The sequence below is a fragment of the Candidatus Pelagadaptatus aseana genome, assembly GCF_040362265.1.
GTDB classification, from domain to species: domain Bacteria; phylum Pseudomonadota; class Gammaproteobacteria; order Pseudomonadales; family Cellvibrionaceae; genus Pelagadaptatus; species Pelagadaptatus aseana.
On sequence record NZ_BAABNJ010000001.1, the window covers coordinates 433,871 to 445,681 of the forward strand.

Below are 11,811 nucleotides of genomic sequence, written 5' to 3' on the forward strand. Positions count from 1 at the left end.
AAACCACTGCTACACTAGAGTAAAATTCCAAGCTGCGCCTGCTGTATTGAAACAACATCAGCAAGGGGCACCGTTAAAAACTCTCCATATTGGATATTCATGCAGAGCTTCAACTACTACGGTCGCAAAAACCCAATCGCTACCAAACTGATGGTACTGATCCTTTTCTCCAGTACCATGTTTGCCATTCTGGCTATTGTCTGGCAGCTCTATAATAGTTATCAGTACGACATCTCCCAACTGGAAAAACGTCTCGACCAGGTCCGCATCAGTACCCTGCCCAGTATCACCAAAAGCCTCTGGGGTTTCGATGAAGAACAACTCAACATCCAGATTCAGAGTGTGCTGGAGGTGGACGACGTAATTCAGGTGACCGTGGACTGGAAAGACTGGAACAATCAGGAACAGGCCATGATGGCCAGTGCTCTTGATCGCGATCAGGAGGCCATGGAAAACAGCTTCTGGTTCAAAATCCTGCCATTAAAAGAAACCCTGATTCGCGAATACCCACTGATCTATGCCACCGAGAGCGAAGCCAATCAGAATCTGGGCAAGCTCGTCGTCACAGCCAGCCTCGACAGCCTGTATCAGCGCCCGACCGAAAACGCGCGCTTTTTTGGTGGCATGCAATCGACCATCATTCTGACCATCGCCGTGTTTATTCTGTTGCTGGTGCGTAACCTGCTGACCCGCCACATGGAAACCATCGCCACCTATGCCCGGGAATTGAATCTGGACAAGATGGGCATGGAATTGAGCCTCAAACGCAACAAGTCACCGGACAGCGCCCCGGACGAACTGGACAACGTGGTTAACGCCATCAACCAGATGCGCGAATCGCTGCTGTCGGATATTGAACAGCGCCACCAGATGGAACTGGCCCTGCTGGCCGAGCAGGAAGAAAAACTCAAATCCCAACGCCAGCAAACCGAAGCCGAAGAAGCCAGCCGCGCCAAGAGCCAGTTCCTGGCCACCATGAGTCATGAGATTCGAACGCCCATGAACGGCGTGATTGGCATGGTTGAACTGTTGCGCGATACACCCCTGAGTGACAATCAGAAGCACTACCTGGATGTGATCCATCGCTCCGGTGAAACCCTGATCACCATCATTAATGACATTCTCGACTACTCGAAAATTGAAGCCGGCAAGATGGAGCTGGAAGAGGCCGAGTTTAACCTCGAAGAGCTGATCGAAGACTGTACCCAATTGTTTGGCGCCACCGCCAACAAACGTCATATCGAGCTGGTCGGCAGCGTCAGTCCCACCACACCGCTGCACGTCAAAGGCGATCCGACCCGGTTGCGTCAGATCCTGATCAATCTACTGGGCAATGCCTTCAAGTTCACCGAGGCCGGCTGCATTTCCTTGCAGGCACGACGCGAACCGGATTCCGACATCGAAAATCCACTGATCCGTTTCTCAGTCACTGATACCGGCATTGGCATTTCCGAAGACGCCCAGGGCAAACTGTTCCAATCTTTCAGTCAGGCCGACAGCTCCACCACACGCAAATACGGCGGCACCGGTCTGGGGCTGGCCATCTGTAAGCGTCTGGCTGAAGTCATGGGCGGCACCATTGGTGTCGACAGCATCGAAGGTGAGGGATCAACCTTCTGGTTTACTACACAACTGCAGATCGCCGCGACACCTGAGAGCGAGCCAAGCCGCACCATTGCCGATCTGGCTGGTAAAAATATCCTGATTGTCGAAGACAATGAAACCCTCACCGAGATTCTGACCTATCACTGCATCAGCTGGGGTATGAAACCGGCGGTTGCCCGCTCCACCAAGGAGACTCTGGAACTGCTCGCCGCCCGCCATAAGGACAATCAGCCCGCCTTTGATTTTATCTCGCTGGATTACTTCCTGCCCGACGGCAACGGTCTGGCCCTGGCCCGCAAAGTTATTGAGCTCTACCCCAATGACAAGGGCCGCTACTTTATGCTGACCGCCTCCAACGAACAGTTTGATCTGGAAGAGCTGAAACAGAGCCACATCAGAACCGTGCTGCACAAGCCGGTCTCACCGAAAAAGATCAAACACGAGCTTGCCGTTATGCTCGGCGCCATCGAAGACGATCACAGCGAAGTCGACTATATTCCCAAGCCCGCCCAGACCGACTTCAGCCACCTCAATGTACTGGTAGCCGAAGACAACTCGGTTAACCGTATGGTTATCAAAGGCCTACTGGGCAAACTCAATATCACCCCGACACTGGCCGAGGATGGTCGCGAAGCCCTGAATGCAGTAACCGGTGCCGAGAAATCCTTTGATCTGATTCTGATGGATTGCGAAATGCCGGAAATGGATGGCTTTGAGGCCACTCGCTGCATCCGCAAGCACGAACGCATCAACGATCTGACGGCAACTCCCATTGTCGCCCTGACCGCTCACGCCATGGAAGAGCATCGCGAGGCCGTGTTCGCCTGCGGCATGAACCACTTCCTGTGCAAACCCATCACCCTCAATGAGCTGCGTGATGCGTTTGATAAGCTGGGGCTGTACAAGTCACCCGAGAGGGCCATGCAGTAAAAACTCTGCCATTCTGACAAAGTCGCTCACGGCATCCATGTAAATCGCCGCTATCGGCGTCCTGCCTGTCGCGGCATACGACCGCCATGGATGGCGGAAGTGCAGATTTGGCAGGAGCACATATCTGCCATTACATCCATGTAAATCGCCGCTATCGGCGTCCTGCCTGTCGCGGCATACATTACATCCATGTAAATAAACAAAGGGGAAAGACTTTTGGTCTTTCCCCTTTTTGGTTACCACATTGTGTGTGGAATTTTGAAACTGACAGCGCTAACGCTGTCATCCTGAGCATTAGCGAAGGATCTCTAGAAACCCGGGAGATCCCTCACATCCGTTCGGGATGACATTGACTGTGCCAATATTATTTGCGCTTCATCGACAGGAAGAACTCATCGTTGGTCTTATGATCCTTGAGCTTGTCGATCAGGAACTCGGTACCAGCCACGTCTTCCATATCATTGAGCAGCTTGCGCAGAATCCAGACACGCTGCAACTCGTCTTCGCGCATCAACAGGTCTTCACGACGTGTGCCTGAGTGGCGAACATTGATGGCAGGGTAAACACGCTTCTCGGAAATCTTGCGATCCAGTCGCAATTCCTGGTTACCCGTACCCTTAAACTCTTCAAAGATCACTTCGTCCATCTTCGAACCGGTATCCACCAGTGCGGTGGCAACAATAGACAAGCTGCCACCTTCCTCAATATTTCGGGCAGCACCGAAGAAACGCTTGGGGCGCTCCAGAGCGTGCGCATCCACACCACCGGTCAGCACCTTACCGGAAGACGGCACGATGGTGTTGTAAGCACGGGCCAAACGGGTAATGGAGTCCAACAGAATCACCACGTCTTTTTTGTGCTCAACCAGACGCTTGGCCTTCTCGATCACCATCTCGGCAACCTGAACGTGGCGGGTAGGGGGCTCGTCAAAAGTAGAAGCCACCACTTCGCCGCGCACGGAACGCTGCATTTCGGTTACTTCCTCAGGACGCTCATCGATCAGCAGTACGATCAGGTGGCACTCGGGATTATTGCGGGTGATGGCCTGGGCGATATTCTGCATCATGATGGTTTTACCGGCTTTGGGCGGCGCCACAATCAGGCCACGCTGACCCTTGCCGATGGGGGCAATCAGGTCGATGATACGACCGGTCAAATCTTCAGTGGAACCGTTTCCGGCCTCCAGCACCAGACGCTGATTGGGAAACAGTGGCGTCAGGTTTTCAAACAGAATCTTGTTCTTGGCATTTTCCGGCTTATCGAAGTTGATATTGCCAACTTTCAGCAGGGCAAAGTAACGCTCGCCTTCTTTGGGGGGGCGGATCTTACCGGAGATGGTGTCACCGGTACGCAGGTTAAAGCGACGAATTTGACTGGGGGACACGTAGATGTCATCCGGTCCCGCCAGATAAGAGCCCTCGGCAGAGCGCAGAAACCCGAAACCGTCCTGCAAAATCTCCAGAACACCATCACCGTAGATGTCCTCACCACTTTTGGCGTGGCGCTTGAGGATATTAAAGATAATGTCCTGTTTGCGGTTACGGGCCAGATTATCCAGTCCCATTTCTTTGGCAATGGTAATCAGTTCTTCAATGGGTTTCTTTTTAAGGTCGGTGAGATTCATAAGCGCTTGGCGGTTTGGTTGACAAGAAAAGAACTTGTTTTGGGTTGATTAAGGTCGAATGACAAACGATCAAACAGTATTGAGTGGTTGATTATTGTTCAACATTACACATCTTTTTGCTGGACCACTGAAAACATCGGGCAATCAGGCCAAATATTTGGAAAAGGAAACGCAGGGAGCAACAAATAGATAATGAAAAAATTATTGAGGATCTTCGGCGGGCGCGCCCTAAACAGATTGGCTTGCGTATGAAAAGTTGCGGAAGAACCAGAGATGCAGAAAGTATAGCGACAAATTACCTTGCTGCAAAGAATTTGGCCGCTTTCGTCGAAACCAAAGCGGCCAGCATTCGTCTTACAGTGCGCCGTCGATAAACTCGACCAGCTGTGCCTTGGACAGGGCACCCACTTTCGTGGCTTCGGCATTACCGCCTTTGAAAATAATCAAAGTCGGGATACCGCGAATATTGAACTTACCTGGAGTTTGCTGATTGGCGTCAACGTCCATTTTGCAAATCTTGATTTTGTCGCCGTACTCGCCGGACAGCTCGTCCAGTACAGGGGCAATCATTTTGCAAGGGCCACACCACTCAGCCCAAAAGTCAACCAGGACAGGTCCTTCTGCGCTCAATACCTCAGCATCAAAGCTGGCATCGGTTACGTGAACGATGCTGTCACTCATAATATTTCTCCAAGTTTTCAGGGAATGGGGGGAAACTTTCACCCCGAATGCGGGCCATATAAGAGCAAGCAGAAACTCGCTGGCCACAAAACCATGGGATGATAAAGACTGTGTGCCAAACACTCAAGGTTTTAGATTGCATATAATCCGATATTCGGGCGTATAAAGACTATAAATAGAACTTATAAAGGACAATCATGAAAAAAATCCTTATTTTGCTGCTGATCGCCGCTGTTGTAGCCGCTTACTACTGGCTGGGAGGCGATATCACCCAACTGGGTCACTGGTTCCGCGAGCAGATTGATGAGCAACCGGTTGTCGCCGGCCTGCTGTATTTCTTTATCTACGTCATAGTCACCGCCTTTTCCCTGCCCATCGCCGCACTCATGACCCTGCTCGGTGGCGCCCTGTTTGGTCTCGGATGGGGATTGTTGATCATCTCTTTTGCCAGCACCATTGGCGCCACACTGGCCTTCCTGCTGGCGCGGACACTGTTGCGAGACTGGGTTCAGGAGCGCTTCTCCCGGGAATTAAAAACCATCAATGACGGCGTAGCAAAGCAGGGGGCCTATTACCTGTTCACGCTGCGCCTGATCCCGGCGGTACCATTCTTTGTCATCAATCTGGCGTTTGCCCTGACCCCGATGAAGACCTGGACATTCTACTGGGTCAGTCAATTGGGCATGTTGGCCGGCACCGCAGTTTATGTGAATGCCGGCGCCGAACTGGGCGCCATCGAATCTCTGAGCGCCAGTGGCATACTGACACCGGGGCTGGTCGGCGCATTTATCCTATTGGCGCTGCTGCCCTATGTGTTGCGCTCAGTGGTCAGCCGCTATGAGGCCTATAAAATATACCGGCCCTTCACCAAGCCTAAGCAGTTTGATACCAATCTGGTGGTCATCGGGGCAGGCGCAGCCGGTCTGGTAAGCGCTTATATCGCCGCAGCGGTCAAAGCCAAAGTCACTCTGATAGAGCGTGAGCAGATGGGCGGTGACTGCCTCAACACCGGCTGCGTGCCCAGCAAAGCACTGATCAGTGCGGCGAAACTGTCAAAAGGCCTGCAACAGGCCAGTGATCTTGGTGCGCCCAAACCCATCGCGGGCCTCGACTTTGGCCAGGTGATGGGCAAGGTACACCGGGCAATCGACGCCATTGAGCCCCATGATTCGGTCGAGCGCTACACCGACCTCGGGGTTGATTGCGTGCAGGGCGATGCCCGCATTGTCTCCCCCTGGGAAGTGGAGGTTAATGGCAAGACCATCGCCACCCGCAATATCATTCTCGCAGCCGGAGCAGCTCCCAGAGTGCCGGACATTGATGGTATCCGTGATGTGGATTATGTCACCAGCGAAGATCTGTGGCAGATCAAACAGCAACCCAAGCGCCTGCTGGTTATGGGCGGCGGTCCAATCGGTTGTGAGCTGGCACAGGCCTTTGCCCGCCTTGGCAGTGACGTCACCCTGATTGGTCGAGCCAGACAATTACTGCCCCGGGAAGAACCCGCAGCGGGCCAACTGATTAACGAACAGCTCACGGCAGACGGCGTCACCGTCATTACCGGCGCAACCATTGAACGTTTCAGCCAAAGCGATTCCGATGGCACCGCGCATTGGCAGCTGGCTGATGGCAGCACCGGTGAAACCGGTTTTGACAAGCTGCTGGTTGCCGTGGGACGAGAGGCCCGCAGTCAGCAATTTTGCGATTTCAAACTGCCACTGACGGATGCCGGCACCCTGCAGGTCAATGAATATCTGCAAACGCCTTACCCCAATATCTACGCCTGCGGCGATATTGTCGGCCCTTACCAATTTACTCACGTAGCAGCTCATCAGGCCTGGTATGCCGCGGTAAACAGCCTGTTCGGGCGGTTTAAGAAATTCAAAGTTGACTATCGGGTGATCCCGAGAGTGACCTTTACCAGCCCGGAGGTTGCCAGTGTTGGCATCACCGAGCAGCAGGCGCAGGATCAGGAAATCAAATACAGTGTCACCCAATACGATCTCAGCGATCTGGATCGAGCCATCACCGACGGTTGCGCTCAAGGCTTTGTCAAAGTCATCACACCTGAAGGCTCAGATAAAATCCTCGGAGTGACTGTGGTTGCCGAACACGCCGGGGAAATGTTGCCCGAGTGGGTGCTGGCCATGAAACACGGCTTGGGCCTGAACAAAATTCTCGGTACCATCCATGCTTACCCCACCTTTAACGAGGCCAACAAGTTTTTGGCTGGCGAGTGGAAAAAAGCCCACAAACCCGAGGGACTGCTGCGCTGGGTAGAACGCTACCATCAGTGGCAAAGAGGCTGAATTTTTCCAGAAACAGGCATCCTGCCTGTTTCCCGGGAAACGCTAGAAATAAGGAATGATATGACCGTTGAAAACCTGGTAAGTGAACGTTACGCCGAAGGCGCCAAAGCCAAACAGGAAGCACTCTGCTGTCCGGTGGATTACGACACCTCTCTGTTAAAATTACTGCCTCAGGAAATCATCGACCGCGACTATGGTTGCGGTGATCCATCGCGCTATGTACGTGAAGGCGATACCGTACTCGATCTCGGTAGCGGCGGGGGCAAGATCTGCTATATGGCGGCACAGCTGGTCGGCAAGGATGGCTTTGTCATCGGCGTCGACATGACCGACGATATGCTCGAGCTGGCGCGTTCACACCAACCGGAAATGGCCGCAAAACTCGGCGGCGATCGCGTCAGTTTTCGCAAAGGTTTTATCCAGGATCTGGCGCTCGATGTGGACGCCATGAATCAGTTTCTGGCGGACAACCCGGTTACCGACGTGGATTCCATGCTGGCATTGGAAAACTGGAAAACCCAGCAGCGTATCAACCAGCCTCTGGTTGCTGACAACAGCGTCGATCTGGTGGTCTCCAACTGCGTGCTCAATCTGGTGGCGCAACAAGATCGCGTGCAGATGCTGTCTGAAATTTTCCGCACTCTCAAGCCCGGTGGTCGCGTCGCCATTTCCGATATTGTCTGCGACGAGCTGGTACCGGCACATCTGCAAGCCGATGCCGAACTCTGGAGCGGCTGCATCTCCGGCGCCTTCCACGAACAGGAATTTATGCAGGCCTTTATCGACGCCGGCTTTGTCGGCGTGCGCTACGACAAATGGGAAGCCGAACCCTGGCAGGTAGTAGAGGGCATCGAGTTTCGCTCTGTGACTCTGACCGCCATCAAGCCCAGCCGCGACAATCTCTACGATGCCGGTCAGGCTCTGCTTTATCGCGGACCGTTCCAGCAAGTGGAAGACGATCTGGGCAACACTTTTGTCCGGGGCCAGCGCACCGCCGTATCCAAACGCACCTATGACCTGCTCACCAGCGAAGATTATCAGTCCGAGTTTGTGGGTATGTCGCCGGCCGAAGAACAGAACCTGGGTTGCTTCTGCAAACCCGCCGGCACCCTGAGACCGGCCACGGAAACCAAGGGTGGCAGCCACACCGGCGAAAGCGGCTCTGGTTGTTGTTAGCATCCATTGACGACAATCATTTTCCAGACACCGCTACTATGAAATTATTAACCACACAGCTGCTCAGATTGGTAACGGGCTTGCTAACACTGTCGATCTGTCTACCTCTGACGGCCGATCCGATTGCCACGCCTACCATCACGCCCGTCAAATTTGCCACTACCACGGTGAAGCCATGGGGGATCCGCAGTGCCGGTGTCAATCAGGGCCTGCTGATCTCGGTACTGGGAGAACTGGAAAAGGTCACCGGTATCCCGGTTGCCAATCAAATGCAACCTTACCCCAGAGTGGTACATTCACTTCACAGCGGTCAGGTGGACATGGCCTTCCTGTTTGACAGTGACGAGTCAAAACAAGTGGCTATTCACATTGGTCATCTGGTGGACACCCGGATGATCGCCATCGGCAGAAGCGATGGCACCCAGCTCAATTCACTGGAAGATTTTACCGATAAAACCGTCGCCCTTATCCGGGGCGGCAAGTACAGCCCCTCCTTTAACAAAGCCACCCATTTCAAGCGAACTTACGTATCCAATATGGAGCAGGGCATTGCCATGCTGCTGAGCGCGCGAATTGATGTCATGGTGGGCAGCGATCAGGCCATTTTCTGGAGCATGCAAAAAATGAATGTGGGCCCCAGACGACTGAAAAAACTGTTTGTCATGAATGGCACATCCGGCAGCCTGTACATGTCCAAAAATTCCAATCGTCAGGATCTGATTCCAGTGTACAAACAAGCCCTTGCGACACTCCACGCCAACGGCACCATCGACCGCATCTTTGATGCCAAATATGAATGGGCCAACGCGGATGATTTGCCCTGACGATCCATCTGGTTGCCAATCCACAAACTGCTATAGTTAGCCCCATGCACATTCCCGATCTTCAAACCCAACTGCAACAGCTGGTTGCCGCCCCCTCGGTCAGCAGTCACAGTGCCCGCTGGGACATGAGCAACAAACCCGTCATTGAGCTGTTGGAACAGTGGCTCAGTGAACTTGGCTTTACCACCGAGGTGCTGCAGGTTGGCGACAGCGAAAAATACAATTTGGTGGCGACGCTGGGCAGTGGCCCCGGCGGACTGGTGCTGGCCGGGCACACCGACACCGTGCCCTTCGATGACCAACTGTGGCAATCGGATCCATTCAAGCTGACCGAGCGCGACAACCGCTGGTACGGCTTGGGCAGCACCGACATGAAAGGCTTTTTTCCAGTGGCCATTGAAGCCGCCAAAAGCTTTGTTGGCACCCCACTGCAACAACCGCTGATTATTCTCGCCACCGCCGACGAAGAGAGCTCCATGAGTGGCGCCCGCGCTCTGGCAGAATCCGGTTACCCCAAGGCCCGCTACGCGGTGATCGGCGAGCCGACAGGACTGAAACCAATCCGGATGCACAAGGGCATGATGATGGAAGCGGTTGAAATCGAGGGCCACTCCGGTCACTCATCCAACCCGGCTCTGGGCAATAACGCCATGGAATCCATGCATCAGGTCATTCAGGGATTGATGGATTTTCGTCAACAACTGGGAAAACAGTATCAAAATCCGCTGTTTACCGTACCGACGCCCACGCTCAACCTCGGCTGCATTCATGGCGGTGACAACCCCAATCGCATCTGCGGCCACTGTGAATTGCAGTTTGATCTTCGCGCCCTGCCCGGTATGGATAACGATGAACTGCGCGCGCGTATCGACCGCCAATTGCAGCAGATTGCCGAGCAGAATCAGGTTCAGATCAAACGCAAAACCCTGTTCGGTGGCGTACCCGCGTTTGAACAGGAAGGGCAGTCGGAACTGGTGAAAACCGCAGAGCGATTGACCGGCCACGACGCCGAGTGCGTCGCCTTTGCTACCGAAGCGCCGTTCCTGCAACAACTGGGCATGGAAACCATTGTCATGGGCCCCGGCTCCATTGATCAGGCCCATCAACCGGATGAATTTATTCCGCTGGACCAGATCAGACCGGCGGTGGAAATTCTTAAACAGTTGATCCAAAAATTTTGCTTATAATAGGCATGTGTCATTCTGGCGATCAGGGGGAGGAAGAATCTCCAAGAGATCCTTCAGATTCATTTATTACGATGGACGGCATGTATGTCTTAAATGCAGGAGCAATTTAAGACCAGATGACATCAATATCATACAAACCTTTGGGGAATACTTTGAGCGCCACCAGCCAGGACTACGTCAAGTGGTTCCGTCATTCGTCGCCCTACATCAACGCCCACCGCGGTAAAACCTTTGTGGTGATGCTGCCCGGCGCCGCCATGCTGGACGATAATTTTGCCAACATCATTCACGATCTGGCGCTGCTCCACACGCTCGGCATCAAACTGGTGCTGGTCCATGGCGCCCGTCCGCAAATCGACGCCCAACTGGCCAGTCAGGGCAGCGAATCCGTATTTGAAAACCACCTGCGGGTGACAGACCAGCAGGATATTCAGGCCATCATTCAAGCCATTGCCAGCGCTCGTTGCCAAATTGAATCGGCACTGTCCACCGGGCTGCCGAATTCACCGATGCACGGCGTGGCGATACGCACAGTGTCCGGCAATTACGTCACCGCCAGACCCTGGGGTGTGGTCAATGGTGTTGATCTGCAACACACCGGCAAGGTTCGCAAAGTCGATGTCGAGGCCTTGAACATCGCACTGAACAATAACGCCATCACGCTGCTGTCACCTCAGGGTTATTCTCCCACCGGTGAAATTTTCAATCTGTCGTTTGCCGACGTCGCCACAGCCGTGGTCACTCAATTGCAGGCCGACAAACTGATTGCCTACACCTCGGAAGATGGCTATCGCAATCAGGACGGCGAACTGCTGCGGCAGATGACGCTGGCCGAGTGCGCCTGCGAACTGGAAAAACTGGAGGCGGGCAATGACCACTCCCAATCCCTGCTGGCCTGTTATAACGCCTGTCAGCAGGGCGTCCCGCGCGCGCAGATGATCAGCTACAAACAAGATGGCGCACTACTGCGGGAACTGTTTACCCGCGAGGGATCTGGCACTCTGGTGCACAGCGACACATACGAGACCGTGCGCAAAGCCAGCATTGATGATGTCGGTGGAATTCTTGAACTGATTACGCCTCTGGAGCAGCAGGGCGCACTGGTGCGTCGCTCGCGCGAGTTACTCGAGAGCGAAATCGACCGGTTTAACATCATGGAAATGGACGGCACCATTGTCGCCTGCATGGCGCTTTACCCACACGGTGAGATCGCCGAACTGGCCTGTGTCGCTACCCACCCCGACTACCAGAAGGGCGGCCGTGCCGCCGCGCTGCTGAGCGCAACCGAACAACAGGCTCGCGAACAACATATTGATGAAATTTTTGTGCTGACTACTCAGACCGCTCACTGGTTTATTGAACAGGGATTTGTCGCAGCACAACTGGAACGCTTGCCTGAAAGCAAAAAATCTCTTTATAACTTTCAGCGCAACTCCAAGATTTTTATCAAAAAGCTGACCTAAAAAAACGCCCCT

The 11,811-nt window shown here is 53.8% G+C and carries 8 protein-coding genes; 6 read left to right on the forward strand and 2 right to left on the reverse strand.

From position 1 onward, the window contains the following. The first annotated feature begins 99 nt into the window (after positions 1 to 99). Positions 100 to 2,535 carry a response regulator gene (locus tag ACPXV9_RS02015; RefSeq protein ID WP_423894121.1) on the forward strand — a complete coding sequence of 812 codons (2,436 nt, stop codon included), beginning with the start codon at positions 100 to 102 and terminating at the stop codon, positions 2,533 to 2,535. A 364-nt stretch (positions 2,536 to 2,899) separates the two neighbouring features. On the opposite strand, the gene rho is transcribed toward ACPXV9_RS02015, so the two are convergent. Both rho and trxA read right to left on the reverse strand, forming a co-directional pair. Beyond that, positions 2,900 to 4,159 (reverse strand): transcription termination factor Rho, encoded by a 1,260-nt coding sequence (rho, locus tag ACPXV9_RS02020; protein WP_423894123.1) that lies wholly within the window; start codon positions 4,157 to 4,159, stop codon positions 2,900 to 2,902. Between the two features lie 354 nt (positions 4,160 to 4,513). Next, positions 4,514 to 4,840 (reverse strand): thioredoxin TrxA, encoded by a 327-nt coding sequence (gene trxA, locus ACPXV9_RS02025; RefSeq protein ID WP_423894125.1) that lies wholly within the window; start codon positions 4,838 to 4,840, stop codon positions 4,514 to 4,516. Positions 4,841 to 5,037: 197 nt separating this feature from the next. On the opposite strand from trxA, the gene ACPXV9_RS02030 reads away from it, so the two are divergent. The 5 genes from ACPXV9_RS02030 (at position 5,038) to argA (ending at position 11,799) form a co-directional block, all read left to right on the forward strand. Further along, a complete protein-coding gene (locus ACPXV9_RS02030) occupies positions 5,038 to 7,149 on the forward strand; it encodes an FAD-dependent oxidoreductase (RefSeq protein ID WP_423894127.1) in 2,112 nt (703 codons plus the stop codon). A 60-nt stretch (positions 7,150 to 7,209) separates the two neighbouring features. Beyond that, positions 7,210 to 8,325, forward strand: a complete 1,116-nt coding sequence (locus ACPXV9_RS02035) for a methyltransferase domain-containing protein (RefSeq protein ID WP_423894128.1) — start codon at positions 7,210 to 7,212, stop codon at positions 8,323 to 8,325. Between the two features lie 38 nt (positions 8,326 to 8,363). Continuing rightward, positions 8,364 to 9,149 (forward strand): substrate-binding periplasmic protein, encoded by a 786-nt coding sequence (locus ACPXV9_RS02040; protein WP_423894130.1) that lies wholly within the window; start codon positions 8,364 to 8,366, stop codon positions 9,147 to 9,149. 44 nt (positions 9,150 to 9,193) lie between these two features. Next, positions 9,194 to 10,336: an acetylornithine deacetylase gene (gene argE / locus ACPXV9_RS02045; RefSeq protein WP_423894132.1), complete on the forward strand. Its 1,143-nt coding sequence runs from the start codon at positions 9,194 to 9,196 to the stop codon at positions 10,334 to 10,336. 152 nt (positions 10,337 to 10,488) lie between these two features. Continuing rightward, positions 10,489 to 11,799 carry an amino-acid N-acetyltransferase gene (gene argA / locus ACPXV9_RS02050; protein ID WP_423894134.1) on the forward strand — a complete coding sequence of 437 codons (1,311 nt, stop codon included), beginning with the start codon at positions 10,489 to 10,491 and terminating at the stop codon, positions 11,797 to 11,799. Positions 11,800 to 11,811 lie beyond the last annotated feature (12 nt).

Coding starts and splice junctions, on each gene's coding strand:
- ACPXV9_RS02035 (WP_423894128.1), top strand. CDS start 7,210: ATGACCGTTGAAAACCTGGTAAGTGAACGTTACGCCGAAGGCGCCAAA.
- argE (WP_423894132.1), top strand. CDS start 9,194: ATGCACATTCCCGATCTTCAAACCCAACTGCAACAGCTGGTTGCCGCC.
- ACPXV9_RS02040 (WP_423894130.1), top strand. CDS start 8,364: ATGAAATTATTAACCACACAGCTGCTCAGATTGGTAACGGGCTTGCTA.
- trxA (WP_423894125.1), bottom strand. CDS start 4,840: ATGAGTGACAGCATCGTTCACGTAACCGATGCCAGCTTTGATGCTGAG.
- rho (WP_423894123.1), bottom strand. CDS start 4,159: ATGAATCTCACCGACCTTAAAAAGAAACCCATTGAAGAACTGATTACC.
- ACPXV9_RS02030 (WP_423894127.1), top strand. CDS start 5,038: ATGAAAAAAATCCTTATTTTGCTGCTGATCGCCGCTGTTGTAGCCGCT.
- ACPXV9_RS02015 (WP_423894121.1), top strand. CDS start 100: ATGCAGAGCTTCAACTACTACGGTCGCAAAAACCCAATCGCTACCAAA.